This window comes from Pseudarthrobacter sp. NPDC058119 (assembly GCF_042884655.1).
GTDB lineage: Bacteria > Actinomycetota > Actinomycetes > Actinomycetales > Micrococcaceae > Arthrobacter.
Map to the genome: position 1 here is coordinate 605,328 of NZ_JBHVTN010000001.1, position 26,049 is coordinate 631,376.

The 26,049-nt window shown below is 67.9% G+C and carries 24 protein-coding genes and 2 tRNA genes; 9 read left to right on the forward strand and 17 right to left on the reverse strand.

Annotation, left to right across the window (positions count from 1 at the left end):
- Positions 1-4: 4 nt before the first annotated feature.
- The 4 genes from ACFVTD_RS02825 to ACFVTD_RS02840 all read right to left on the reverse strand — a co-directional run bounded on the left by ACFVTD_RS02825 (position 5) and on the right by ACFVTD_RS02840 (position 3,604).
- A complete protein-coding gene (locus tag ACFVTD_RS02825) occupies positions 5-1,576 on the reverse strand; it encodes a Na+/H+ antiporter (RefSeq protein ID WP_387557712.1) in 1,572 nt (523 codons plus the stop codon).
- A gap of 21 nt (positions 1,577-1,597) precedes the next feature.
- Positions 1,598-2,254 (reverse strand): SDR family oxidoreductase, encoded by a 657-nt coding sequence (locus tag ACFVTD_RS02830; RefSeq protein ID WP_387557715.1) that lies wholly within the window; start codon positions 2,252-2,254, stop codon positions 1,598-1,600.
- A 71-nt stretch (positions 2,255-2,325) separates the two neighbouring features.
- Entirely contained in the window at positions 2,326-2,880 is a 555-nt protein-coding gene (locus ACFVTD_RS02835; protein ID WP_387557718.1) for a dihydrofolate reductase family protein, read from the reverse strand.
- A gap of 64 nt (positions 2,881-2,944) precedes the next feature.
- Entirely contained in the window at positions 2,945-3,604 is a 660-nt protein-coding gene (locus ACFVTD_RS02840) for a helix-turn-helix domain-containing protein (protein ID WP_387557720.1), read from the reverse strand.
- A 92-nt stretch (positions 3,605-3,696) separates the two neighbouring features.
- On the opposite strand from ACFVTD_RS02840, the gene ACFVTD_RS02845 reads away from it, so the two are divergent.
- Positions 3,697-4,149: a nuclear transport factor 2 family protein gene (locus tag ACFVTD_RS02845; protein WP_387557723.1), complete on the forward strand. Its 453-nt coding sequence runs from the start codon at positions 3,697-3,699 to the stop codon at positions 4,147-4,149.
- Complete coding sequence (locus tag ACFVTD_RS02850; RefSeq protein WP_387557726.1) at positions 4,146-5,045, forward strand: SDR family oxidoreductase; 900 nt, start codon at positions 4,146-4,148, stop codon at positions 5,043-5,045. Before ACFVTD_RS02845 ends, ACFVTD_RS02850 begins: the two co-directional genes overlap by 4 nt.
- 7 nt (positions 5,046-5,052) lie before the next feature.
- On the opposite strand, the gene yidC is transcribed toward ACFVTD_RS02850, so the two are convergent.
- The 6 genes from yidC to ACFVTD_RS02880 form a co-directional block, all read right to left on the reverse strand.
- Positions 5,053-5,841, reverse strand: a complete 789-nt coding sequence (gene yidC, locus ACFVTD_RS02855) for a membrane protein insertase YidC (RefSeq protein ID WP_387557729.1) — start codon at positions 5,839-5,841, stop codon at positions 5,053-5,055.
- Between the two features lie 132 nt (positions 5,842-5,973).
- On the reverse strand, positions 5,974-6,924 hold the full coding sequence (locus ACFVTD_RS02860) for a hypothetical protein (RefSeq protein ID WP_387557732.1): 951 nt from the start codon (positions 6,922-6,924) through the stop codon (positions 5,974-5,976).
- A gap of 290 nt (positions 6,925-7,214) precedes the next feature.
- Positions 7,215-7,288: transfer RNA gene (locus ACFVTD_RS02865), tRNA-Met, on the reverse strand.
- Between the two features lie 61 nt (positions 7,289-7,349).
- Positions 7,350-7,421, reverse strand: a tRNA-Thr gene (locus ACFVTD_RS02870).
- A 300-nt stretch (positions 7,422-7,721) separates the two neighbouring features.
- Positions 7,722-9,734, reverse strand: a complete 2,013-nt coding sequence (locus ACFVTD_RS02875; protein WP_387557735.1) for a DEAD/DEAH box helicase — start codon at positions 9,732-9,734, stop codon at positions 7,722-7,724.
- Positions 9,735-10,141: 407 nt separating this feature from the next.
- Complete coding sequence (locus tag ACFVTD_RS02880; protein ID WP_387557738.1) at positions 10,142-10,795, reverse strand: MOSC domain-containing protein; 654 nt, start codon at positions 10,793-10,795, stop codon at positions 10,142-10,144.
- A 179-nt stretch (positions 10,796-10,974) separates the two neighbouring features.
- Between ACFVTD_RS02880 and ACFVTD_RS02885 the strand changes: the two genes are divergently transcribed.
- From ACFVTD_RS02885 to ACFVTD_RS02900, 4 genes are read left to right on the forward strand one after another with little or no spacing between them, the layout of a single operon-like run.
- The gene (locus tag ACFVTD_RS02885; protein ID WP_387557741.1) at positions 10,975-11,583 is read left to right on the forward strand and encodes a Tat pathway signal protein; all 609 of its coding nucleotides are present in this window, start codon (positions 10,975-10,977) and stop codon (positions 11,581-11,583) included.
- Between the two features lie 2 nt (positions 11,584-11,585).
- Positions 11,586-12,797 carry a glutathionylspermidine synthase family protein gene (locus ACFVTD_RS02890; protein WP_387557744.1) on the forward strand — a complete coding sequence of 404 codons (1,212 nt, stop codon included), beginning with the start codon at positions 11,586-11,588 and terminating at the stop codon, positions 12,795-12,797.
- Positions 12,794-14,287: an APC family permease gene (locus ACFVTD_RS02895; RefSeq protein WP_387557747.1), complete on the forward strand. Its 1,494-nt coding sequence runs from the start codon at positions 12,794-12,796 to the stop codon at positions 14,285-14,287. The genes ACFVTD_RS02890 and ACFVTD_RS02895 overlap by 4 nt, the downstream gene beginning before the upstream one ends.
- Positions 14,284-15,459: an acyl-CoA dehydrogenase family protein gene (locus tag ACFVTD_RS02900; protein ID WP_387557750.1), complete on the forward strand. Its 1,176-nt coding sequence runs from the start codon at positions 14,284-14,286 to the stop codon at positions 15,457-15,459. Before ACFVTD_RS02895 ends, ACFVTD_RS02900 begins: the two co-directional genes overlap by 4 nt.
- A 33-nt stretch (positions 15,460-15,492) precedes the next feature.
- On the opposite strand, the gene ACFVTD_RS02905 is transcribed toward ACFVTD_RS02900, so the two are convergent.
- The 5 genes from ACFVTD_RS02905 to ACFVTD_RS02925 form a co-directional block, all read right to left on the reverse strand.
- Positions 15,493-16,263, reverse strand: a complete 771-nt coding sequence (locus ACFVTD_RS02905; protein ID WP_387557753.1) for an SDR family oxidoreductase — start codon at positions 16,261-16,263, stop codon at positions 15,493-15,495.
- A 25-nt stretch (positions 16,264-16,288) separates the two neighbouring features.
- Positions 16,289-17,635: an MFS transporter gene (locus ACFVTD_RS02910; RefSeq protein ID WP_387557756.1), complete on the reverse strand. Its 1,347-nt coding sequence runs from the start codon at positions 17,633-17,635 to the stop codon at positions 16,289-16,291.
- A complete protein-coding gene (locus ACFVTD_RS02915; protein WP_387557759.1) occupies positions 17,632-18,138 on the reverse strand; it encodes a winged helix-turn-helix transcriptional regulator in 507 nt (168 codons plus the stop codon). The genes ACFVTD_RS02910 and ACFVTD_RS02915 overlap by 4 nt, the downstream gene beginning before the upstream one ends.
- A 51-nt stretch (positions 18,139-18,189) precedes the next feature.
- On the reverse strand, positions 18,190-19,353 hold the full coding sequence (locus tag ACFVTD_RS02920; RefSeq protein ID WP_387557762.1) for a cystathionine gamma-synthase: 1,164 nt from the start codon (positions 19,351-19,353) through the stop codon (positions 18,190-18,192).
- 67 nt (positions 19,354-19,420) lie between these two features.
- A complete protein-coding gene (locus ACFVTD_RS02925) occupies positions 19,421-20,806 on the reverse strand; it encodes a cystathionine beta-synthase (RefSeq protein ID WP_387557765.1) in 1,386 nt (461 codons plus the stop codon).
- Positions 20,807-20,865: 59 nt separating this feature from the next.
- Here ACFVTD_RS02925 and ACFVTD_RS02930 point away from each other — a divergent pair, with 59 nt between their 5' ends.
- Positions 20,866-22,053, forward strand: coding sequence for an SLC13 family permease (locus ACFVTD_RS02930; protein WP_387557768.1), 1,188 nt, complete (start codon positions 20,866-20,868; stop codon positions 22,051-22,053).
- Between the two features lie 21 nt (positions 22,054-22,074).
- Here ACFVTD_RS02930 and ACFVTD_RS02935 read toward each other — a convergent pair whose 3' ends face one another.
- A complete protein-coding gene (locus ACFVTD_RS02935; RefSeq protein WP_387557771.1) occupies positions 22,075-22,485 on the reverse strand; it encodes a VOC family protein in 411 nt (136 codons plus the stop codon).
- 156 nt (positions 22,486-22,641) lie between these two features.
- Here ACFVTD_RS02935 and ACFVTD_RS02940 point away from each other — a divergent pair, with 156 nt between their 5' ends.
- Complete coding sequence (locus tag ACFVTD_RS02940; RefSeq protein ID WP_387557773.1) at positions 22,642-23,628, forward strand: DNA-3-methyladenine glycosylase family protein; 987 nt, start codon at positions 22,642-22,644, stop codon at positions 23,626-23,628.
- Positions 23,629-23,774: 146 nt separating this feature from the next.
- A complete protein-coding gene (locus tag ACFVTD_RS02945) occupies positions 23,775-24,356 on the forward strand; it encodes a hypothetical protein (RefSeq protein WP_387557775.1) in 582 nt (193 codons plus the stop codon).
- Here ACFVTD_RS02945 and ACFVTD_RS02950 read toward each other — a convergent pair.
- Positions 24,353-26,029: an AMP-binding protein gene (locus ACFVTD_RS02950; protein ID WP_387557778.1), complete on the reverse strand. Its 1,677-nt coding sequence runs from the start codon at positions 26,027-26,029 to the stop codon at positions 24,353-24,355. The genes ACFVTD_RS02945 and ACFVTD_RS02950 overlap by 4 nt on opposite strands.
- Positions 26,030-26,049 lie beyond the last annotated feature (20 nt).

Sequence of the window (26,049 nt, forward strand, 5' to 3'; positions counted from 1 at the left end):
TTTCCTACTCCGGCATGACCATGGTGCGCAGGTCCAGCTGCCGCAGCACCCGGTCCGCAACCTCGGGATCCATGTCCGGCTCGTTGCGGGCGGCCACCACTTCCTGCCGGGCGGCGTCCAGCGCGATGGTCTGCACGGCGATGGCCAGTTCCCGGCCGCGCCGGCGCTTTTCCGCGAGGGGTTCGTTCCGCAGGCTGCCGTCTGTCAGCTCCGCGCGGAGGCGCTGCATCCGTTCCTTCACCAGCGCCACCTTCTCCGGCGGCAGGTCCGCCATGAGGTCGTTCCGCTTCAGGGCTGCGACGGCGGCTTCCTGGGCGCGTGCGGCCAGCAGCCGGACGGCGTCGCGTTCGGCTGTCCCATCCTCTGATGCCTTCAGGACACGCATCAGCCACGGCAGGGTGAGGCCGGGAAGGACCAGCGTGGCCAGCAGCACCGCGCACGCAATCACCAGGAGGTAGTCCCGGCCCGGGAACGGCGTGCCGTCCGCCAGGGTCAACGGCAGCGCCAGTGCCAACGCCAGCGTGGCCAGGCCGCGCATGCCGCACCAGGTAAGGATCAGGACTTCCTTCAGGGACGTTGGCTGCAGGAGGTTCTTCCGCTTCCGGGCACCCAGAGCCAGGACCGCCAGCCAGAGGAACCGGACGGCGAAAACCAGCACGCAGACCACCACGGCTACCCCGATCATGCCGAAGATCTCCGTTCCCTCATCACGGATGACGTGCCGGATTTCCAGCCCCACCAGGCCGAACGCGAGGCCGGTCACCAGCAGCTCCACCACGTCCCAGAAGGCATTCCGGGTGACGCGCTCCGCGGCGTCCTGCGGACGGGTATGGCGCTGCATTTCCAGGGCGGTAACCACTACGGCAATAACGCCGGAGGCGTGCACCTCCTCGGCGAGGATGTAGGCGGCAAAGGGGACCACCAGGGTCACCGCGCTGCGGGCCACCATGGATGTGACCAGCCGGGTGACCAGCGCGATGAGCCAGCCCATGGCCACGCCCACCAGCACGGCGAGCGCGGCGCCCATCAGGAACTGGAGGACGACGTCGGGCCCCACCTTCGTGCCTCCCACGGCGGCGGCCACGGCTGCCTGGAAGATGACGATGGCGGCGGCGTCGTTGAAGAGCCCCTCGCTTTGGAGGACCGAGATGAGGCGGCGGGGCATGTGCACCCGGCCCGCCACCGAGTCCACCGCCACCGGGTCCGGGGGCGCCACCATGGCGCCGAGCGCGATCGCGGCGGGTACTCCGATGCCGGGGATCATCAGCCACGCCGCACCGGCCACCACGGCGGTGCTGATCACCACCAGTGCCACGGCGAGCATGATCAGGGTCCGCCACCGGACGCGGAACACCGCCCACGAACTCCGCTGGGCGGTGGCGAACAGCAGCGGCGGCAGGAAGATGGGCAGGATCAGTCCGGGTTCAATTTCCAGGTCGGGGAAGCCCGGAATGAATGTCAGCGCCGCCGCCAGGATCAGCATCAGTACCGGGTATGGCAGCCGGAGCCTGTCCCCCAGGCCCACTGCCACCACCGTGGCCAGGAGCAGTCCGACGATGAGTGCGAGCTGGTCCATAAGCCTCGTCCCCGCAGCCGGCTACGCGCGCGGTTCCAGTGCTGCGGCGACGGGCAGGGTGCCGTCGCGGAATTCGATGGTCCGGCCGGCGGTCTGGGGCAGGTCCAGCACTGCGGCCGCCACGATGGCCGTGTTGGCCCGGGAGGTGTCCCGGGCCCCATCGGGCGAAGGGTCGACGTCGATCAGTCCGGTCCCGGGTTTGTCCGTCAGCGCGCCGGGGCCAAGGATGGTCCACGCCAGGCTGGTGCCACGCAGGTACTCGTCCGCGGCCGCTTTGGCCTCGGCATACGCGAAGAAGCTGTTGTCCTCCGGTACCCCGTGGTCCTTGCCGGCACCGAAGTAGGAAACCATGACGTACCGGTCCACGCCGGCCTGGGCCGCGGCGTCCATCGAACGGATGGCAGCGTCCCGGTCCACCGCGTAGGTCCGGTCCGGGTTGCCGCCGCCCGCACCGGCCGACCAGACCACGGCGTCATGGCCGGCCAGGGCGCCGGCGATGGCCTCCGTCGTCGAATTTTCCACGTCGAGGACCATCGGCGTGGCACCGGTTCCGGTGACGTCGGCCGCGTGGTCCGGGTTGCGGATGAACGAGGTGACGGAGTGGCCCTCGCCGGTGAGGAGTGCGGACAGGAGGAGGGCCACTTTTCCGTGGCCGCCGATAATGGCGATGCGAGTCATGCACCCATTCTGCCCGCACCGCGGCTGAAGTCAGAAGCCATTCGGCCCTGAGCAGGGCCTTTGGCCCCTGTTCAGCGGGCGCTGTAGCGCAGGTACACCACCCCGTTGCCGAACCGCCGCTGGTCCACCAACTCCAACTGCGCCTTCAGCCCGTCCGGCAGGAAGCGCAGGCCGCCGCCGACAGCCACCGGGTTGATGAACAGCTGGCACTCGTCCACCAGGCCGGCTTTGAGGGCGTGCGCCGCGAGCGTGGGGCCGCCGATGCTGATGTCCCGGTCGCTGTGCTTCTTCAGGTCCCGCACGGTTTCCGGGACGAACTGCTGCTCCAGGCGGGTTTTCGAAGTGGTGGGGGTGTCCAGCGTGGTTGAGTAGACCACCTTGTCCGCCCCCTGCCAGATGCGGGCGTAGTCCTGGATCACCGGCGGCTCATCCTGTGTGTCCATGGTTTCCCAGACGGACATCACTTCATACATCCGGCGGCCCAGGAGGTAGGTGCCCACATCCCGCTCCAGGTCGTTGACGAAAGCGTGGATTTCCTCGTCCGGCGCGGACCAGTTGAAGTTGCCGTCCGCGTCTGCGGTGTAGCCGTCGAGGGACATGATTGCGGAGTAGATCAGCTTCGCCATGGGCCCATTCTGCCGGGGGAATCCCGCGGGGAACAGGGGCGCGCTGAGGTTTGGCGGCCGGGGGTCACAGCAGGTTCGCCGCCAGGGTCCTGGCGATGAAGGTGCCGTAGCGTTCGGCGGACCATTCCCGCTTGATCACCAGGGTTTCGTAGAGTTCGGCCGCGGTGGAGGTAAACATGACGTCGGCAGCCTCGGCCGCGGTGAGGCCGGGCCTGAGGAGCCCCCTGCCCACCAGCTGACGGGCATTGTGCAGCATCCGGCGGTAGCGGGCCTCATCCACGTCCTGCAGCAATGCCGCCATGGAGGCGTCCCCGCTGGCCGCCGCGTCCCTGATGAGCAGGTAGACCGGGGCGCCGATCGGACTGACCTCCGTGGTGAACCGGCCGAACCGCTCCATCAGGCGTACGGGATCCGTTTCCGTGGCCTGGGCGAGATCGGAGCGCTGCTCGGCCGGCGGACCGCCGGCACCGAGGAGGCTTTCTTCGTAGATGGCGCGGACCAACCCCGCCTTGCTGCCAAAGTTCTTGTAGACCGACTCGGCCGAGACGCCGGCAGCGCGGGCAATCTGCGCAATCGTCGTCGCCCCGAATCCCTGGGTGAGGAACAGCTCCCTGGCGTGTATCCGGACGCTGTGCAGCGACTCCGCAGCGAGCTGCCGCCGCCGCCGTGCGTCGTACGTTCGCTTGGCGGGACGTTTCCCGGAGGCATTGACTGGGCTGTGCATGCGGTCTTAAACTCCAATCAATACAGCTAACTGTATTGAAATCAATGTAACAGGTCACAGCCTCGCCCCGCGAGGCACCAAGGAGCATTTCCATGGACACGCCAGACGGCGTGGACCGCCTCCCCGACGGCCCTGTGCGCCGAATGTTTTCCGCGACACAGCGGCGCGACCTCGATGCCATGCTGGCCGAGTTCGCAGACGACTACGTCAATATCACTCCCAACCACCCGGCCCGCAGCTTCACCGGAAGCGCGCAGGTGCGGAAGAACTGGTCCGCACTGTTCGCGGGGATCCCCGACATGACCGTGACAGTGCTGGACTCGGCAACCGGCCCCGCCGGCAATGTATGGGTCGAATGGGGATCCGGCGGCACCCGCCTGGACGGCAGCGCCGTCGAGCAGGCCGGCGTGGCAATCTTCACCGTCCGCGGCGACCGGATTGCGGCGGTCAGGTTCTACCTGGAACCGGTGGACAAGGACACGGAAGACGTGAATAGCGCCGTCCAGGCTATCTCCGGGACCGCCCCGGAAGGAGCGCGGCCATGATCCTCCTGGTCGGGGCAACGGGCGACCTGGGCGGCCGGGTGGCCCGGCTGCTGCGTGAATCCGGACAGGACGTCCGCTGCCTGGTCCGGCCCGCCACTGACGATTCACCGCTCCGGGCGATCGGCGCCGGGATCGTCCGCGGCGACCTCACCGAGGCCGCCACCCTGCAGCCCGCGTGCGAAGGCGTCGATACCGTCATTGCAACGGCAACGGCGATCAGCCGCCGGTTCGCGGGGACCAGTACGGCCACCATCCGGGACGTCGACGAGGTGGGAATGGGCCATCTTGTCGATGCCGCGGAAGCCGCCGGCGTGCAGCGTTTTGTCTACCTGTCCTTCCCGATCGGCAGCGCCAGCCTCCGGACCCCGCTGGAACAGGCCAAGCTCGCCGTTGAACGACGCCTGGCGAACTCCCCCATGCGGACCGTGGTGGTCCGCGCCGACGGCCTGCAGGAAGTCCAGCTCAGCCGCGCCGCGCGGTTCGACCTCGCGGCCGGAAAGGCAGCCGTCATCGGCAGGGGCGACAACCGGCGCCGGCTGGTGTCCACCGGGGACGTCGCTGCCCTCCTCGCCGCCGTGGCACTGGAGCCCGATCCGCCGGCACAGATCGACGTGGGCGGACCCGAGCCCTTAACCAAGAAGGAGATCATTGGGCTCGCGGGCGAGATGGTGCACCACCCCCTCAAGGTGCAGCGCATGCCCCGCCCCGTGGCGCGGATGGCCACGCTCATGTTGAAACGCAGGAACGACGCCATGGCTTCCGCACTGGGCGCGGGGTTGTCCTCGGATATCGAGGAGGCCACCTGGGATGACCAGCCCCTCCGCCAGCGCGGGATCAACCCGAAATCGGTCACCGAATACCTGAAGGAGCAGTCGCAGGCGTTGGCCGGCCACTGACCGTCCCTTATGGCCGGCGCGAGACCAGGAACTGCTGGGCCAGTGTCCAGAGGTTGGAGATTGTCCAGTAGACCAGGACGCCGATGGGGAAAAAGATCCCGCCCACGCCGAAGATCAACGGCAGGACATAAAGGAGGATCCGCTGCTGGCGCATCAACGGACTCTCCGTGTCCTGCCCCGCCATGGTCCGTGACGCCACGATTTTCTGCGTGAGGAACTGGCAGGTGATCATCACCAGGATCATGGCGACGGCGAGGACGGCCACCGCGGCGGGGTCACCACCACCATGCACGAGGGACGCCGAGAGCGGCGCCCCGAAAATGCCGGCGGACGCGAACTGGACCACCTGCCCGTGGTCCAGGGCCCCGATGCCTTCGCCCCGCGGCGACGCGCTGGAGAGTCCGGACAGCACTTGGAACAGGGCCAGGAAGAATGGCGCCTGGATCAACAGCGGCAGGCAGGCGGAGAACGGGTTGGTGCCATGCTTCTTGTACAGGGCCATCTGCTCCTGCGCCATGGCCTGCCGCGACGCCGGGTCCGTCCTGCCCTTGAACCGCTCCTGGAGCTCCTGCAGGTCCGGCTGCAGCAGACGCATCCGGCGTTGGGCCCTGACCTGCGCCAGGAACACGGGGATCAACGCCGCGCGGATGACGAGCACCAGCCCGATGATGGACAGCGTCCAGGTCCAGCCGTCCCCCGGCGGCATCCCCGCCGCTGCCAGCCAGCCGTGGAACGCCGCCATAATGACGGAAACGAGCCACCGGAACGGCTCCATGACAGCAGTGAAAACGTCCACCGACCCCCCCATCCGCAGTTGCTGCCAAGCTACTGCCGATGGCCCCGCTTGTCACGGGTCGGCAGCAGGCCGGAGGACGTCGGATGCCGCTGGCCCGGGCCCGCTGCTCCGTCCGGTTCCGGCGTCCCCCAGCTACTTCTTTACCAGCGCGTTTCCATAGCCGGCATCGCATTTGCCGTCATGGATGACTCCGGCGCCCGGCGCCACGGCATAGTTGCTGGCCGGATTGAAGACGGCGGTGTTGACGTTGGTTACCCGGCTGGCGCAGTCATCCGCGGCTCCGGCGCTGGCGCCCTGGCCGCCGATCCACATGTCGATCCAGATGGTGGAGTTGGTTCCGTTCGCGTTGGCGCCCTGGTGGCACGGTCCGCTTTGGGGCTCATTGCCATCGCCGCAGGTGTCTTCCACGATGAAGTAGCGGCGGACGTCCGGGAGGTAGATGCGGGTACCCGCCGGGAAGTCGAGGACGTCATGACCGGAAGCCAACGAATGTCCCACAGCGATGGTGATGGGGTCCTCGAAGGTGCCGGTGCCGCCGGCAGACTGGTGCAGCACCGGGTGGCTGATGGTTGCCGACCCGGCAGGGGTGTTGTCGAACCAGGTGTAGGCCGTCGTGTAGGTGGTGGGGACAATCCGCTCGGCGCCCGGCTGTGCCCCGGGTGCCGGGGCGGCGGGCGCGGCGGCGTGCTGTGGTGAGGCGGTTGTGGGCACGGGAGCCGCAGCCTGGGCCTGGACCGGGGCGCCGGCGGTGGCAGGAGCATCCGCTTTGGCTTTGGCCGCCGCGTCCGCGGCGGCTGCCTTTGCCGCTGCCTCAGCAGCAGCGGCGTCCTGGGCCTTCTTAGCGTCAGCGGCTTCCCGTTGGGCCCGGGCTGCCGCTGCAACCCTTTCGGCGGCCATCCGCTGTGAGGCGCCCACCTGGTCGGATGACGTGGCACCGGCCGCGCCGGCGGTGGCTTCGAGTCCGGCGGAGGCGGAGCGCGTGGACGGAGCCGCTGGGTTGGCGGTGCCGCTGACGGCACCACATGCCGTTGTTGCCAACAGAGCCGACAAGGTGGCGGCAGTGAGCAGACTGTTTCTGCGCATGGAAAAAAGCCTCTTCATGGGAGTGCGGTTGGCAAGGACATCGGAAAGTCCCTGCCGGAACAGGATCGCGGTCTGCGGAATGCAAGGCGCAAAGGCCTGGGACTTAGCACACGCAAGGGAATTTGGAACGCTTGCCCACGCGTGTGTGCCAACCGGTGACCTAAACGTTACCTTCTACCGAACGTGCTGTGCCAATCGGTGACAGCACCGGAGGCGGCAGGCTTTCGGCGCGGCTTGGGAAGGTTAAACAGAAAAGCCCCCGGACCGTTACGATCCAGGGGCTTAGCCTGTAGCGGTGGGGAGGCTCGATCTCCCGACCTCACGATTATGAGTCGTGCGCTCTAACCAACTGAGCTACACCGCCACGAATGAGAAAAACCTGCGTCAAGCCGGTCAAAACCGCCTTGACGCAGGCCCTCATTCAGAGCCCCCCACCGGAATCGATCCGGTGACCTCGTTCTTACCAAGAACGCGCTCTACCACTGAGCTAGGGGGGCAACGAGTAAATACTCTACCGGAAGATTTCCGCACCAACAAATCGACGGCCAGGGCCTCCCCGCACCTGGGTTGGCGCCCTCTCCCGGGACCACCACAGCGGCATTTTCCGCGGAATTCCGGGGCTGGACGGGCCAAGGCAGGACAGCGGCCGACGCCGGGAAGCACCTTTCAAGGGCACGTTGACTACATTCCGCGGCCGGAATGTGTCCAGCCCCACATCCGGCTTCGGGTTAAACGGCGATGGGCCGGCTTGAAAGCCGGCCCATCGTCGTCGTCAATTGCTCAACGCGCGGAAGTGTTTACCACTTGCCCTTGCGGTTGAAGTCGCGGTGTCCGCTGTCGCCGCCGTGGCGGGGCTTGCGGGAGCCGTCGCCGTGGCCGCCGAAGCGGGAGTCCCCGGACTGGCCCCGGTCGCTGAAGGAACGCTCGCTGTACGAACGGCCGCCGCGGTCAGCCGAGGACCGCTCGCCGTCGTTCTTGCGGAACTCCTTCTTGAAGCCGCCGTTGCCCTTGAAGTTGCCGCCGCGGTTGCCCTGGTAGGCGGCGCGGTCGCCGGAGGGACGGCGGCCGTTGTCCAGCTCCAGGTGGATCAGCTCACCGCCGATCCGGGTGCGGGACAGGGCGCGCAGCTGCTCCTGGCTCAGGTCCGCGGGCAGCTCCACCAGGGAGTGGTCCGAACGGATGTCGATGCCGCCGATCTGCGCGGAGGAGATGCCACCCTCGTTGGCGATGGCACCCACGATCGAGCCGGGCATGACGCGCTGGCGGCGGCCCACCGCGATGCGGTAGGTGGCGTTGCCTTCGGTCAGCTGGCGGCTGGGGCCGCGTGAGCCGAAGCCGTCCTTGGAGCGTTCGCGCTTCTGGAACTCGGGAGCAGCAGGCAGTTCCTTGACCAGCAGCGGCTGCCCGCCCTGGGCCATGACGGCCAGTGCCGCAGCGATTTCTGCTGCCGGCACCTTGTGCTCTTCCTCGTAGGAGGCAATGAGGTCGCGGAACATCGACACGTCCTCGGAGGCGAGGGTCTCGGTGATCCGGTCGGCGAACTTGCCAAGGCGCAGCGTGTTCACGGTCTCGGCGGTGGGCAGGTGCATCTGCTCCACCGGCTGGCGGGTGGCCTTCTCGATGGCGCGCAGCAGGTACTTCTCGCGCGGCGTCATGAACAGGATCGCGTCACCGTTGCGGCCCGCGCGGCCGGTACGGCCGATACGGTGCACGTAGGACTCGGTGTCGTGCGGGATGTCGTAGTTGATGACGTGGCTGATGCGCTCCACGTCCAGGCCACGGGCGGCGACGTCGGTGGCCACGAGGATATCGATCCGGCCTTCCTTCAGCGCATCGACGGTCCGCTCACGCTGCTGCTGCGGGATGTCGCCGTTGATGGCGGCAGCCTGGAAACCGCGGGACTTCAGCTTGTCAGCCAGGTCCTCGGTGGCCATCTTGGTGCGCACGAAGGCGATGACGCCGTCGAACTCTTCCACCTCGAGGATGCGGGTCAGGGCGTCCAGCTTCTGCGGACCCATGATCTGCAGGTAGCGCTGGCGAATGTTGTTGCCGGTGGTGGTCTTGGTCTTGACCGAGATCTCGGCGGGATCGTTCAGGTACTGCTTGGACATCCGGCGGATCTGGCCCGGCATGGTGGCGGAGAACAGTGCCACCTGGCGGTCCTCGGGGGTCTGCTGGAAGATCTGCTCCACGTCTTCGGCGAAGCCCATGCGCAGCATCTCGTCGGCCTCGTCCAGCACCAGGTACTGAAGCTCGGACAGGTCCAGGGAACCCTTGGAGATGTGGTCGATCACGCGGCCGGGGGTACCCACAACCACCTGGGCGCCGCGGCGCAGGCCGGCGAGCTGGGGACCGTAGGCGGAGCCGCCGTAGACGGGCAGCACGGTGAAGTCATCGATGTGCTTGGCGTAGGAGGTGAAGGCCTCGGCAACCTGGAGGGCCAGCTCGCGGGTGGGGGCCAGGACCAGGGCCTGGGTCTTGCGGGAGGGGCCGTTGAGGTCGTGGAGTTCAGCCAGGCGGGACAGTGCCGGCACTGCGAATGCTGCAGTCTTGCCGGTACCGGTCTGCGCCAGGCCCACCACGTCGCGGCCTTCAAGCAGCAGCGGGATGGTGGCTGCCTGGATGGGGGACGGCTTCTCGTACCCAACATCCTGCAGGGCGGCCAGGACGCGGCCGTCGATGCCGAGATCGGCGAACTTGACGGTGTTTTCGTCAGCGTCCGCGGCGGCGGGAGCGGTTACGGGAGCTTCTGCGGCAGCCACGGGTGCGTCCTCGATAACAGCGGTGGTTTCGTTCTGGTTTTCGGGCATAGGGATTTATTCCTCATCCATAGGGGGCCAGGCGGCACTACCCGAGGTGAGCGGAGCCGCAGTACACGTGCCGATGGTGCCGGGCAAACGTTGACCGGCCGGTCACAGAAGTCCGGCGCTTTCGCAATCCCATGGCAGGACTTCTCGCTGCATCTCTTGGCTGCTATCCCAGCAGTCTGTACAGCGTTTTCTTTAGCCGGCTCTCCCTATGAAAATGCCCGCATCGCTTGCGCGGGCCCCAACACTTGCCAGTCCTGCCTCAAAAATTGGGCAGGAATAAGGGATTTCCGGAGTGGGGGATATTTCAAGTGTAGGGCACGTCCGCCGTGCAACGGTAATTGAACGGCCGACGACGGCGGGTGAGCTTGCGCACACAGCCCGCCCGGGTGCCACCCGGGGCAGCGATGCTACCGTCCCAGCCGCCGCAGCAGTACCTCGAACTTGGTGTGGTATTCGTCCTGGAGCCGGATCTCGCCGTCGGCCTCTGCCCCGCGCAGGGCCGCAACGAGGTCGGCGTCCGGCTCGCTGAACCACCTGCCGATGGTCACGCCATGGCGCGGGACGAACGTGCGCTCGATGGTGTCGCCGGCCTGGACGCTGCCGGTGCGGAGGACGCGCAGGTAGGTTCCCACCCGGCCTTCGTCCGTGAAGCGCTTCACCCACTGTGGTTCCTTCATCCGGCGCTGGAACGTGGCGCAGGGCGTGCGCGGCGACGTGACTTCGAGTTCGACGCCGGAGCCCACCCGCCAACGCTCCCCGATGACCGCGTGCGTGGCCTCGATGCCGGCGACCCGCAGGTTCTCGCCGAAGAAGCCCGGGGGCAGCTCCCGCCCCAGGGCCGCGGCCCAGTAGTCGGCGTCGGCCTGGGAATAGGCGTAAACGGCCTGGTCCTCCCCGCCGTGGTGGGCCCTGTTGGCCTGGATGTCCCCGCGCAGGCCCAGCTTGTGCACCTTGACGGGACCATCGGCCGGGCGCTTGTCGATGGCCGTGACGCCCACGCTGCCCGCATCCCCCAGGAGCTGGTGGACACGGCAGACGGCAAGGACAGAACCGGATTCCATGGGATCAGTCTAGGGTTTTCCTGCACGGAGCCCCACGCGGCCGCAATGGGCAGGTCTCCCCCCGCCGGCGCCGGTAATTCTGCTCGCAGGCCGTTCCTGCAGGGACTACGCTGATTCGAGACTTGCATTTGGGGGTGCAGTGCCGCGCCCGAATCGCGCGACCAATTGAGGGGGACGCCGTGGACTCGAACCAGAAAGACCCAAAAGAGGGACCGGAAAACGGGCCGGCGGACAACGGCGGCAGTGACACCGGCGGCACCGCCAAGCCACCGCCCTGGCAGGTACCCAAGCCGGACCTGCGTCCCGAGCTCCTCAACGAACCCGTCACCCCCGTGGATCCGTTTGCCCGCGAGCGGGAAAAGCAGCTCAACCAGGCGGCAGCCCGCAAGAAGCGCTCCCAGCGGCGCACCGTGGTGGTGGGACTGGGCGTGACCGCCTTGCTGGCCGGCACCATTACGGCGGTGGTGGCCAGCAACGAGGATGACCCCGACTACGCCCAGGTCTGCTTCAACGAAGAAACCGGCGAGCGCGTGGCGGACAACAGCTGTGACAGTTCCGCGGGCCGCAGCGGCGGCATCTACGCCTGGTACTTCTACTCCCGCGGGGCCAGCGTTCCGGCCATCGGCCAGAACAGGTCCACCGCGCCCGGCTACTCGAGCACCATCCCCAGCGGCGCCAAGGCGTCCACCGGCTACAGCAGCAAGGGCGGCACGGTGAGCCGCGGCGGGTTCGGTTCAAGCGCGAAGAGCGGCTCAAGCGGTGGCGGCGGCAAGGTTTCGGGAGGCTAGGCGTGAAGAGGCTGTTGAGCGAGCCCCGCACGGGCTGGAAGCAGAAGATTGAAGAGCAGGGCTTGGTCTTCTCCACCACCACCATGGATGACGGGCGCCGCATCGAGTACTGGAACGAGTCGGCGTACTACGAGTTCACCATGGACGAGGTGGAGACCCTCGAGGTGGTGGCCGAGGATATGCACCGGATGTGCCTGGAGGCGGCCAAGTTCCTTGCCACCGGCGCCATGGGCAGCATCGGCATCGGTCCCCAGGCCCTGGAGCTGGCCGCCGCATCCCTGCAGGCCGGTGACGTGGACGTTTACGGCCGGTTCGACTTCATCTACGACGGCCAGGGCGGGCCGGCCAAGATGCTCGAATACAACGCGGACACGCCCACTGGGCTGATCGAAGCCGCCGTGGCGCAATGGTTTTGGCTGCAGGATGTCCATCCGGAAAAAGACCAGTGGAACGGTATCCACGAGGCACTGATACGGCAGTGGAAGAAATTCCAGTACCGCACCGGGATGAGCACCCTGCACGTGGCCCATTCGGAGGTGGAGGAGTCCGGGGAGGACTGGATGACCGCCGCCTACATGCGCGACGTCGCCAGCCAGGCCGGGTGGACCACCATCGGCATCAATATGTCCGATATAGGGTGGGACCCCAACCTGAACCGGTTCGTGGACCTGGACAACTTCATGATCAGCACCATCTTCAAGCTCTACCCCTGGGAGCTGATGATGAGGGAAGAGTTCGGCCCCCGCCTGCTGGAGCGCGCCCACAACCCGCGGTGGGTGGAACCTGCCTGGAAGATGCTGCTCTCCAACAAGGCCCTGCTCGCGGCATTGTGGCACCTCTACCCCAACCACCCCAACCTGCTGCCGGCCTACCTCACGGACCCGGGTCCGCTGAAGGAGTGGGTTGCCAAGCCCCTGCACGGCCGCGAAGGCGACAACATTCGCATCCACGCGGACGGCATCAAACTGGAGCAGCCCGGCGGCTACGGTCGGGAGGGATGGTGCTACCAGCAGTACCACCCGCTCCCCGACTTCGACGGCAACCGTCCCGTCCTGGGCCTGTGGGTGGTGGACGGCGAATCCGTGGGCTGCGGCATCCGGGAATCGGACGGGCCGGTCACGGACTATTTCTGCCGCTTCGTCCCCAACACCATCGACGCGCCGGCTCCGCTTTCCGCGGTGGCCGGCTCCACCAAGGCAGGAATCACCTTATGAGCACGGACATGACAACGGCGGGAGGCCACGGCGGCGGGAACGGCGCCCCCGTCCCGGCCAAGGGACTGCGGGCCGGCATCCTGGACCTGGGCGATTCGGTGATGCTGGGGCTTGCCTCCACCGCGCCGGTGTACTCGCTGGCCGCCACCCTGGGCCTCATTGTTGCCGTCAATGGCAACTACACTCCCCTGATCCTCCTGCTGGGCTTCGTCCCGGTCCTGTTCATTGCCTACGCCTTCAGGGAGCTCAACAGTGCCATCCCGGACTGCGGCACCACCTTCACCTGGTCCCGGCAGGCCTTCGGCCCGTGGGCGGGCTGGCTGGGCGGCTGGGGCGTGGCGCTGGCCGGGATCGTGGTCCTGGCCAACCTGGCGCAGGTGGCCGGCCAGTACCTGTGGCTGCTGGTGGGTGACGGATCACTGGCACAGAACAAACTGCTGGTCACCGGAACCGGCCTGCTGTTCATCGTGCTGATGACCCTGGTGAACTACCGCGGGATCCGGCTGGGCGAGCACGTCCAGCGCGTCCTGACCTACGTGCAGTACATCGCGCTGGGCATCTTCGCCCTGGCCATCGTCATGCGGATCGTGGGCGGGGCGCCCGAGGGCCAGGCCTTCGATTTCGAATGGTTCAACCCGGTGGGCGCCTTTTCCGATCCCGGTGCCGTGGTGCACGGGGCCCTCCTGGCCCTGTTCATCTACTGGGGCTGGGACACCTGCCTGGCCGTCAACGAAGAGACCGAGGACCCGTCCACAATTCCCGGCCGGGGCGCCGTCATCTCGGCTTTCGTGCTGGTGGCCATCTACGTCTCGGTGGCGCTGTTGGTGATGATGTACGCCACCGTGGGCTCCGAAGGCATCGGACTGGGCAACGAAGCCAACAAGGACGACGTGTTCCTGGCCATGAAGGACGTGGTGCTGGGGCCCTGGGGCTGGCTGATCGTCGTCGCCGTGCTGGCTTCTGTGCTGTCCTCCACGCAGACCACCATCCTGCCCACCGCCCGCGGCACCCTGTCCATGGGTGTCCACGGCGCGCTGCCGCCCAAATTCGCCGAGGTGCACCCGCGAAACCAGACCCCCGGCTTCTCCACCCAAGTGATGGGCGGTGCGGCCGCGGCCTACTACGTGGCCATGAGCTTCCTCAGCGAAAACCTCCTAGCCGACTCCATCAGTGCCATCAGCCTGTTCATCGCGTTCTACTACGCCCTCACCGGCTTTGCCTGCTTCTGGTACTTCCGCGGAACGCTCCGGGGCTCGGCCCGCAACCTTTGGTTCCGCGGCATCCTTCCCCTGGCCGGCGCACTGCTGCTGACGGCCGCCTTCTTCGTCTCGGCAGTCCAGATGTGGGACCCGGCCTACGGCGACACCCAGATCTTCGGCGTCGGCGGCGCTTTCGCCAGCGGCGTGGTGCTGCTGGCCCTCGGCGTCGTCCTGGCCGCCGCCTGCCGGTTCGTGCCCGCCACCCGCGCCTACTTCGAGGTGAAGCGTTGAGCACCAACCCATCCGACATCCTGGACCTCGATTCCCTCCTCTCAGCGGAGGAACTGGAGCTCCGGCAGAAGGTCCGCGACTTCACCCGGCAGCGCATCAAGCCGGACATAGCCCGCTGGTACGAGGACGCCGTCTTCCCCCTGGAGCTGGCGACGGAACTGGGCGAGCTCGGCGTCCTGGGCATGCACCTGGAGGGCTACGGCTGCCCGGGCCGGTCCGCCGTGGAATACGGCCTCGCGGCCATGGAGCTGGAAGCCGGCGACTCCGGCATCCGCACCTTCGTGTCCGTCCAGGGTTCGCTGGCCATGACCGCAATCCACGCCTGGGGGTCCGAGGAGCAGAAGCAGCAGTGGCTGCCCCGGATGGCCGCCGGCGAGGTCATCGGCTGCTTCGCCCTGACCGAGCCAACAGCCGGTTCGGACCCTGCCTCCATGGCCACCTACGCCATTAAGGATGGCAGCGGGGATGACGCCGGCTGGGTGCTCAACGGCGCCAAGCGCTGGATCGGGCTGGCCTCCGCGGCCGGCATCATGGTGGTGTGGGCCATGACGGACGACGGCGTGCACGGCTTCCTGGTGCCGGCGGGAACCCCGGGCGTCACAGCCACGCCCATCAAACAGAAACTGTCCATGCGCGCCTCCATCCAGTGCGACGTGGTGTTCGACGACGTCCGGCTGGGTCCGGAGGCCCTGCTGCCGGGTGCGCGGGGGCTGCGCGGCCCGTTCACCTGCCTGAACGAGGCCCGGTACGGGATCGCCTGGGGTGCCATGGGCGCCGCACGCGATTCCTACGAGGCAGCGCTGGACTACTCGCTGGAGCGGCTGCAGTTCGGCAAGCCGCTGGCGGGTTACCAGCTCACCCAGGAGAAGCTGGTGGACATGCTCGTGGAGATCCAGAAGGGCACATTGCTGGCCCTGCACCTGGGCCGGCTCAAGGACGCGGGGACCATCCGGCCGGAACAGATCTCGCTGGGAAAGCTGAACAACGTCCGCGAGGCCATCAGGATCGCCCGCGAAGCACGGACTATCCTGGGCGGCAACGGCATCACCACGGACTACTCGCCACTGCGGCACGCCGCGAACCTGGAATCGGTCCGGACCTATGAAGGGACCGACGAGGTGCACACCCTCATCCTTGGCCGGCACATCACGGGCCTGGGCGCCTTCCACTAAGCGCGGGTTGGGACGTGCGCCGGGCGGAAGAGGCTACGCGGAGAAGCCGCCGTCGGCCTTGATCAGCTGGCCGGATACCCAGCGGCCAGCCGGCGAGAGCAGGAAGGCCACGGTTCCGGCGACGTCGGCCGGGGTGCCGAGGCGGCCGCCTGGCTGCTGCGCCGTGAGCTCTTCCCGGACCTCCGGGCTCATCCAGCCGGTATCCACCGGCCCCGGGTTGAGGACGTTCGCTGAGATCCCCCGGGGGCCCAGCTCGCGGGCCGCGGCAATGACGATCCGGTCCAGCGCCCCCTTGGAGGCGCCGTAGGGAAGGTTGAATGCTGTGTGGTCGCTGGTCAGCGCAACGATTGCGCCGCCGTCGTCCGCCGCCTGGCGCGCGAAGCCGGCAATCAGCTGCCAGCTGGCGCGGGTGTTCACGGCAAAGTGCCGGTCGAAGGATTCGACGGTGGTGTCCAGCACACCGGAGTCAACGGATTCCGCGTGGCTAAGCACCAGGCCCTGCAATGGCCCGGCCAGCGCCACGGACTCTGAGACCAGCCTGTCCGGGACACCCCGATCCTGCAGGTCCGCGGACAAGATGTGGACCTGGGCGCCGATCGCCTCAAGCTCCGCGGTCAGCCGGACCACGTCCTCCGGCTCGCTCCCCCAGGGCATGCGGGCGTCGTACTCCGCCCAGTAGGACAGGACCAGGTCCCAGCCGTCCGCCGCCAACTGCCGGGCGATGCCGGCACCGATGCTGGCCAGCCGGCCCACTCCGGTGACCAGGGCGACGGGGCGGGCAGGGACGGGCGCAACGGGTTCCATCCGACCAGCCTAGCGGCGGCCCGTTTCAGGCCGTCGCGGGCTCGGCTTCCCGCGTACTGTTGTGCCGGCGGATGGTGGCGCTGATGACGGCGGCGATGGTGCACATGGCGGCGGCGCCAAACCAGGCGTAGGTGTAATGTCCGGTGGCGTCACGGAGGGCCCCGGCGGCGATGGCTGCCGCTGCGGCGCCCAGCTGGTGGGCCGCAAAGACCCACCCGAAGACCACGCTGCCGTCCGCTCCGAACGTTTCGCGGCAGATGGCTGCCGTGGGCGGAACGGTGGCCACCCAGTCCAGCCCGTAGATCACCACGAACACGATCATGCTGGGCTGCACTTCGGCGTTCAGCAGCAGCGGAAGCACCAGCAGGCCAATCCCGCGGAACTGGTAGTAGACGGCCAGCAGGACGCGGGGGTTGAACCGGTCCGTCAGCCAGCCCGAGGCGATGGTCCCGATGATGTCGAAGATTCCGACGACGGCGAGCAGGCCGGCCGCGGTGGTTTCGGGCATGCCGTGGTCGTGGGCGGAGGGGATGAAGTGGGTGCCGATCAGGCCGTTGGTGGTGGCGCCGCAAATGGCGAAGCCGGCCGCGAGCGCCCAGAAGGTCCTGACCTTGCTGGCCCGCCGGAGCACCTGGAGGGCTCGGACGGCGGCGTTGGTGCGGGGCCCTTCTGCCGGAACGGTTGCGGCCTCGCCGGCTTCGACGTCCACCGGTGCAGCACCATACGGCAGCACCCCGACGTCGGCCGGGGAGTTCTTGAGGAACTTCAGCACCAGCGGGACCACGGCCAGCGCGCCGGCGGCGATCAGCAGCGAGGCCTGCCGCCAGCCGGGGTCCTGCGCGAGCATGGCGATGAAGGGCAGGAAGACCAGCTGTCCGGCGGCGCTGCCGGCGGTGAGGATGCCGATCACCAGTCCGCGGCTTTTGGTGAACCACGTGTTGGCGATGGTGGCGGCGAAGACCAGGGCCATGGAGCCCGTACCGAGCCCGATCAGCAGGCCCCAGGTCAGCAGGATCTGCCAGGACTGGTTCACCAGGACTGTCAGGGCGCTGCCCATGCCGATCAGGACCAGGGCGGTTGCCGTCACGGCCCGGATGCCGAAGCGTTCCATGAGTGCCGCGGCGAACGGTGCGGTCAGGCCGAAGAGGACCAGGTTGATGCTGACGGCAGATGACAGGACCGTGGTGGACCAGCCAAACTCCTGCTGGAGCGGGACCATGAGGACGCCGGGGGCAGCCCGGAAGCCTGCCGCGCCCACCAGCGCCAGGAAGGCGACGGCGGCGACGATCCAGGCGGGGTGCAGGCGGCGGTGCGGTCCGCGCGGGGTGTGCTGCGTTGCCGTGTCCGCTGTCTTGCCGGGCAGGGCGCTCATGCGGCCGTTCCGTTCCCTGCGGCGGTGGACAGCCGGATGGGCAGTTCGGACCGGGAGCGGCTGTGCCAGCTGGTGTTCGCCGCGGTGAGCCGATCCCCGCATTCGGTGCAGGTATCTGCCGAACTGGTGGCTTTGCCGCAGCCTGAGTGGATGACATACAGGTGCGCCTGGTCGGAGGGTGCCGGCAGGTGCTTTTCCGCCCAGATAGTGATCGCGTTCAGGACCGGGAGGGCGTCCTCGCCTTTGGGAGTGAGGACGTACTCCTGGCGGGTGCGGCCGCCGTCGTCGTAGGCCTTCTTCTCGAGCAGCCCCGATTCCACCAGGCCTGCCAGCCGTTTGGTGAGCACCGAGTCCGCCACCTCCAGCCGGCTCTTCATGGCGTCGAAGCGGCCGTTGCCGAAGAAGACCTCGCGCAGGACCAGGATGGACCAGGGGTCACCCAGGATGTCCAGGCCGCGGGCCATGCTGCAGGTGCGTTGGGACCAGTCGGATCGAAGGGGCATAACGGAAACGCTAGCTGACTTTCTTCAAGAAAGCTAGAGGTCCGCCTCCTGTTACGGGATATTCGAGAAGGCCTGGTCCAGGTCCGCGATCAGGTCTTCCTTGTCCTCGATGCCGCAGGACAGGCGCAGCAGGTTCACGGGGACGGCCAGTTCCGTGCCCTTGACCGAGGCGTGGGTCATCTCGGACGGGTAGTTCATGAGCGACTCGATCCCGCCAAGGGATTCCGCCAGGGTGAACACGGAGGTGGACTCGGCCACCTTGCGGGCAGCAGCTTCGCCGCCCTTGAACTGGACGGACACCATGCCGCCGAACTTGCGCATCTGCTTCTTGGCCAGTTCGTGGCCCGGGTGGCCCGGCAGGCCCGGGTACAGGACGGCCTCAACCTCCGGGCGCTCCAGCAGCCACTCGGCCACGGCCTGCCCGTTCTCGCTGTGCCGGTCCATCCTGACACCCAGGGTCTTCAGTCCACGGGTGGTCAGGAAGGCATCCATGGGTCCGGACACGGCGCCGACGGCGAACTGCACGAAGCCGATCTTTTCCGCCAGTTCCGCGTCCTTGACCACGACGGCGCCGCCCACCACGTCGGAGTGGCCGCCGATGTATTTGGTAGTGGAGTGGACCACGACGTCGGCACCCAGGGCAAGCGGGTTCTGGAGGTAGGGGGACGCGAAGGTGTTGTCGACAACCAGGAGGGCCCCGGCGTCGTGCGCAATGTCGGCGAGCGCCACGATGTCGGTGATCTTCATCAGCGGGTTGGACGGCGTTTCCACCCAGACGAACCGGGTCTTGTGCGCGGCGACCGCGTGGCGGACCCGGTCCAGGTTGGCCATGTCCACGGGGGTATTGCCGATCCCCCAGTCCCCCAGCACCCGGCTGATCAGCCGGTACGTGCCGCCGTAGGCGTCGTTGCCCAGGACGATGTGGTCGCCGGGGCGGGTGAGCGCCCGGATGAGGGCGTCCTCCGCGGCGAGCCCGGAGCTGAAGCTGTAAGCATGGGTGCCAAGTTCCAGCGCCGCGAGCTGCTCCTGGAGCGCGTCCCGGGTGGGGTTGCCGCCGCGGCCGTACTCGTAGCCGCTGCGCAGTCCACCGATGCCGTCCTGGGCGTACGTGGAGCTGAAGTGCAGCGGCGGCACCACCGCCCCGGTGCGGGGCTCGAAGGCCTGGCCGGCGTGCACGGCGCGGGTGTTGAAACCTTGGTGTTCAGAGGCGGTCATGATGCTCCTTCCAAAGGGTGGGTGAGCTTGCCGAAAACCGGGTTCCGGCAACCCCAACCAGCGCATATTAGTTGCTGAGGTAGGCCAGCAGGTCGTGCCGGGTGAGGATGCCCACGGGCGCGCCCACGAACGTGACCATCAGGGTGTCCGTGTCAGAGAGCAGTTCCCTGGCCGCGGAGATGGTTTCCAGTGAGCCGATCACGGGAAGCTTGGGTCCCATGTGTTCGGAGATCTTGTCCGTCAGCTTCGCCTCGCCGCGGAACAGTTTGGCGGTCAGGGTGCGCTCATCCACGGCGCCGAGGACCTCGCCCATGACCACCGGCGGTTCCTGGGAGAGGACCGGGATGTGGCTGACGCCGAATTCGTTCATGATGTTGATGACGTCGCGGACCGACTCGTTGGGGTGGATGTGCACCAGGTCCGGCAGCTCGCCGTTCTTGGATTTGATGACTTCCCCCACCGACGTTTCCTCCCCGCCGGAAAGGAACCCATAGGAGCGCATCCACTGGTCGTTGAAGATTTTGGCCAGGTAGCCGCGGCCAGAGTCGGGCAGGATGACCACGACGACGGCGCTTTCGGGCAGGTCCCTGGCCGCCTGCAGCGCGGCTACCACGGCCATGCCGGAGGAACCGCCCACCAGCAGGCCCTCCTCCCGCGCAAGGCGCCGGGTCATGGCAAAGGAGTCTGCATCGGAGACCGCGATGACGTGGTCGGGAATGGTCTTGTCGTAGTTCGCCGGCCACATGTCCTCACCGACGCCCTCCACGAAGTAGGGGCGCCCGGTGCCGCCGGAGTAGACCGAACCTTCCGGGTCCGCGCCGATGATCCGGACCACGCCGCCGTCGGCCTCCGGCCTGTCAGCCGATACCTCCTTGAGGTACCGACCGGTGCCGGTGATGGTGCCGCCGGTGCCGGCGCCGATGACGCAGTGGGTGACCTTCCCGTCGGTGTCCCGCCAAATCTCGGGACCAGTGGTCTTGTAATGGCTGCCCGGCGCAGCAGGATTGGAGAACTGGTCCGGCTTGAAGGCTCCCGGGGTCTCGCGGGTGATCCGGTCCGAGACACCGTAGTAGCTTTGCGGGCTGTCCGGCGGGACGGAGGTGGGCGTGACCACCACTTCGGCGCCGTAGGCCTGTAGCACGGCACGCTTGTCCTCGCCCACCTTGTCCGGGACCACGAAGACGCATTTGTAGCCCTTCTGCTGCGCCACGAGCGCCAGGCCAACGCCGGTGTTGCCTGACGTGGGCTCCACGATGGTGCCGCCGGGCTTCAGCTTGCCGTCCCGTTCGGCGTCCTCGATCATCTGCGCCGCGATGCGGTCCTTGATGGACCCGCCGGGGTTCAGGTACTCCAGTTTGACCAGGACGGTGGCCTTGATGCCCTCGGTCACGTGGTTGAGTTTGATGAGCGGGGTATTGCCGATGAGGTCCAGGATGGACTGGGCGTACTTCATAGGTACAAAGCTACCGCTTCCTGCACGCCGATCCCTGCCCCGGGTGGGAGGATAGGCCGGTGAAGCAGTTCGCATGGCTGAAAGCCGCCCGCAGCTACCTGCTGCCCGGCGCAACACTGGCCGCCGGCGTGGCCACCCTGGCCTTCGGCGTACTCCCCTTGCCCGCATTTGGGGACCTGGCCACCCGGACCATTCCCATCCTTGCCTTCGTGCTGGCCATGTCCCTGGTCACCGAGCTGGTGGACGAGGCAGGGCTGTTCCGCGTGGTGACCGACCGCCTGGCCGCCCTCGGCCGGGGCCGGGTCTTCCTGCTGTGGCTCCTGGTGGTGGCGGTGGCCACGGTATCCACGGTGTTCCTGTCCCTGGATACGACGGCGGTGTTGGTGACGCCCGTGGTGGTGCTGCTGGCCGTCCATGCCAGGATCCCGCCGCTGCCGTTCGCGCTGACGAGCATCTGGTTGGCCAATACCGCGTCCCTGCTGCTGCCGGTGTCCAACCTGACCAACCTGCTGGCCCAGGACCGCCTGGGCCTGAGCCCGTGGCGCTTCGCCGGACTGGTGTGGGCTCCGGCCCTGGTGGGCCTGCTGGTCCCCCTGGTTCTGCTGTGGCTCGCGTTCCGGCGGGACCTGCGCGGAACCTACGGGCCCCAGCCTGCCCGTCCCGTCCGCGACCGCACCCTGCTCAAAGCGGCTGCGGTGACCCTGCTGGTCCTGCTGCCGGCGCTCGTCTCCGGACTGCCGGTCCAGTACCCGGCCCTTGCCGCCGCGGCCGTCCTCCTGGCCGTCTTCCTGCGGCGGCGGCCATCGGCCCTGCGGTGGTCCATGGTCCCTTGGCGGCCGCTGATGCTGACGGTAGGGCTGTTCATGCTGATGGAAGCCCTGCACGCCCATGGGCTGACGCCGCTGCTGGCGGGTGTGGCCGGGACCGGGGACAGCCTGCCCGCGCTGCTGCAGCTGGCAGGACTGGGCGCCGGCGCGGCAAACGCGGCCAACAACCTTCCCGCCTACCTGGCCCTGGAACCGGTGGCGGGATCGCCTGCCAGGCTCGCCGCACTGCTGGTCGGGGTGAACCTGGGCCCGCTGGTGACGCCGTGGGCTTCGCTGGCCACGCTGCTGTGGCATGAGCGGCTCCGGGTACTGAATGTCCCCATTAAGTGGGGCGGTTTCGCCGCCGCGGGCCTGGTGGCGGTGGTACTGACCGTGCCGCTCGCGGTGCTGGCCCTGTGGGCCGTGTCCGGGATGCCCTGAGCCGGCAGGACTTGCCCGGGATCAGCTTCCGGCGGCCTGGCCGCCGCCTCCGTCGCCGGGGAGGTTCTCCCAAAGGCCCATCACGTTGCCCTCGGGATCCTTGAAGTAGGCCGTGAAGCCCATCCCCGGAATCTCGTTCTTTGGCATGACCACCGAGCCGCCCAGTGCCTCCACGCTCTTGAGCGTGGCGTCAATGTCCGGCACGTCTACGGTGATGACCGGGGCGGTGACCTGCCCTTCCCTGGCCATCATCCCGCCGTTGATGGCGCCCGCGGCCGCCGGCTGGCCGTCGTCGTCCATGTCCGTAGTGATGACCATGCTGTAGTCCATGCCCGGCACCGGTTCGATCCGCCAGCCCAACGCCTCCTGGTAGAACTTCCTCGCCCGCTTCTGGTCGTCCGCTGGAATCTCGAAATGTACTACGCCGCCCATGGTTGCCCTCCGTGTTCCTGTGCTTCCCCGTGGGTTGCGTGCCTGGTGCACCGGGGTGCCCGGGGTGCCACCCGCGGTGATCCTATTCCGGGGCCGGGGAACGCAGAAGGGCCGATGGTCCCGCCGCTGTCGGCGGTCCGTGGGACGATGGAAGGCATGACGATCACAGAGGCACCTCCCCGGCTGGCCGCCGCGGCGGACGTGTCCCTGCGGTGGTATCCGGATGGTCCTTACAGCCTTTCCCGGACCCTCGGCCCGCTCCTGCGCGGCAACAGCGATCCTTCCTTCTGCGTCCAGGGGGACGTCATCTGGAACGCGTTTACGACGCCGGAGGGCCCGGCAACCATGCGGCTTGCCCCGGCGGGCGGCGGAGAAGCGGGCGCCCCGCTGGTGGACATCCAGGCGTGGGGGCCCGGCGCCGCAGCGGCCGTGAAGGCGGCGCCCCGCCTGTTGGGGGCCGATGACGACTGGCAGGGTTTCGATGAACCGGCCTTCCATGCCACGCTGCCGCGCATGGTGCGGGAGGCCCGCCGCCGTGCCCTGGCGGTCCGGCTGCCGTCAAGCGGGCGGATGGTGGACCAGCTGGTGCCGATCATTCTCGAACAAAAGGTGACGGTCATCGAGGCCCGCCGCGGCTACCGCTACCTGGTGCACCGCTACGGAACCCCGGCACCGCGGGCCGGGATGTCGACGCCGGCCGGCCTCGTGGTGGCGCCGACAGCGGCGCAGTGGCTGCAGGTTCCCAGCTGGGAGTGGCACAAGGCAGGGGTGGGCCCCCAGCGTTCGGCCACTGTCATGCGTGCGCTGCGCTCCGCCGTCGCGCTTGAACGCCTGGCGGCGCTGCCCGCTGCCCAGGCGGCGGAGAAAATACAGGCTATCCCCGGCATCGGGGTGTGGACCGCGGCTGAGGTAGTCCAGCGCACCCACGGCTGCCCGGACTCCATTTCGGTGGGCGACTACCACCTGGCGGCGTACGTGGGGGCGGCCCTGACCGGGCGCCGGACCGACGACGCCGGGATGCTCAGGCTGCTGGAGCCCTGGCGCGGTCACCGGCAGCGCGTGGTCCGGATGATCCAGAGCACCGGTTACCGCAAACCCACCTTCGGCCCGCGAATGACCATCCAGGACCACCGGGGGCACTGACCTGCACGGCACTTCCAGCCGCCTGGAACCGCTTGATCTCCGCGCCGGAGGGTACGGAGCCAGGTATAGGGTACCCAGCGGTGTGCCACACCCGTCCGGTTGGACGGCACACCAGGCTGGCAGGCAACGTCGACCGAAAGGATCCCATGAGCTCCGAAACAGGCAGCACCAACGCAAACTCCGAGGCCGTGCCGGGAACGTCCCAGGATCCCGCAGTCCTGGATCCGGACGCCCAGGACCCGGACGCAGAGGAGAAGCTCAGGCTGCAGCTGGCCATCTTCGACGTGTCGCGGGACGCCGAGGGCAGGAGCCTGGAAGAGATCCGGGACACGCTGCTTTCAGCCTTCGCCGCGCGAGGAGTTGCGGCACCCCCCGCGACCTGGGTGGAGTCCGTGGCGTCCTCTGCGTTTTACGGTGAGCCCTACATCATCGACTACCCCACGGCCATCGCCGCTGACAACCTGGAACCGGCCCCGAACCCGGAGGTCCGCGAGCGGCTCGCCGCCCGGCGGGAGCTGCGCGAGGTGCAGCTGCCGGCAGGGATCTTTCCCTCCCGGGAGGAATGGAACATCCCCGCCAACGAGGGCACCGGCGCGGGCAGCACCCGCACGCTCTCCCCGGCGGGTTGGGAAGGAAGGGCGGTCCTGGTAATGGCTTCGCTGGCAGCCGTGGCCATTGCCGCAGTGGTGGCCATCCGGGGCCGCACGGGCCGCCGCCGGGACGCCTAAAGCCCCAGCCGGGCCACCGCTTCCTCGCGCATCTGGACCTTGCGGATCTTCCCGGAGACCGTCATGGGGAAGCTCTCCCGGACCTCCACGTAGCGCGGGATCTTGTAGTGGGCCAGCCGCCCGCGGCAGAACTCTGCCAGGGAGTCGGCATCGAGCGGGCCGGCACCCGGCTTGAGGATGATGCAGGCCATCAGTTCCTCTCCGTACCGGGTGTCCGGGACCCCGATGACCTGGACGTCCTGGATGTCGGGGTGGGTGTAGAGGAATTCCTCGATCTCGCGGGGGTAGATGTTCTCGCCACCCCGGATCACCATGTCCTTGATCCGGCCTTCCACCACCACATAGCCGTCGTCGTCCATGCGGGCCAGGTCCCCGGTGTGCATCCAGCCTTCCGCGTCGATGGCCTCGGCGGTCTTGTCCGGCTGGTTCCAGTATCCGGCCATGACGGCGTAGCCGCGGGTGCAGAGTTCGCCGATCTGCCCGCGTTCCAGGTCTTCCCCGGTGGCAGGGTCCACGACCTTGCTCTCCAGCTGCGGCATGGTGCGGCCCACGGTCTCGGTGCGCTGCTGCATCGTGTCGCCCTTGCGCGTCATGGTGGACACCGGCGAGGTCTCGGTCATGCCGTAGCAGATGGCTACGTCCACCATGTTCATCTCTGCGATGACCCGGTTCATCACCTCGATGGGGCACAGCGAACCCGCCATCACCCCCGTCCGCAGGGTGGAGAGGTCGTAGGACCCGAAGTCCGGCAGTGCGAGCTCGGCGATGAACATGGTGGGCACGCCGTACAGCGAGGTGCCGTTGAAGTCCTGGACCGCCTCAAGTGTCGCGGCGGGCGAGAAGCCACGCCCCGGGATGATAGTCGCGGCACCGTGGCTCAGCGCGTTCAGGTTGCCGATCACCATGCCGAAGCAGTGGTAGAACGGCACCGGGATGACCACGCGGTCATGCTCGGTGTAGCCCAGCAGTTCGCCGATCGCGAAACCGTTGTTCAGGATGTTGTGGTGCGTCAGCGTGGCGCCCTTGGGGAAGCCTGTGGTGCCGGAGGTGTACTGCAGGTTGATGGGATCGTGCGGGTTGAGTTCGGCCATGCGGGCCACCAGGTGCGAGTGCCCGACGTCGTCAGCGCGCTTCAGCAGCTCGGCATACGTCAGCTCCGCATCGCGTTCGGGGCTGCCGGCCTTCAGCGCCTCAAGGCCGTGGTCCGGAAGGAAGACGAGCTCCTGCAGGTCCGGGCACGTAAGGAGGGCTTGGCGGCCCATCGCCACGTAATCGCTGTTGGCGTCCGACGGCGCCGTGACCAGCATGCGCATGCCGTTCTGCTTGACCACGAATTCCAGTTCGTGGCTGCGGTACGCCGGGTTGACGTTGACCAGGATGGCACCCATCTTGGCGGTGGCGTACTGCAGCAGCGTCCACTCGGCGCAGTTGGGACTCCAGATGCCCACCCTCTCCCCCTTGGCAACACCCAGGGCGAGGAGCGCGCGGGCCAGCCGGTCGACGTCGTCGTTCATCTTGGTATAGCTCCAGCGGCGGGCGTCGGCGCCCGGCACGGGTGCGGCCTCGATGAGGGCGTCGTGGAGGGGAAACCGGGCGGCGACCCGCTCGAAGTTCGCGCCGATGGTTTCCTCCAGGAGCGGGACGTCAGTGTCCCCGGCTGTATAAGCACGCATGATGGCACGCTACCAACAGG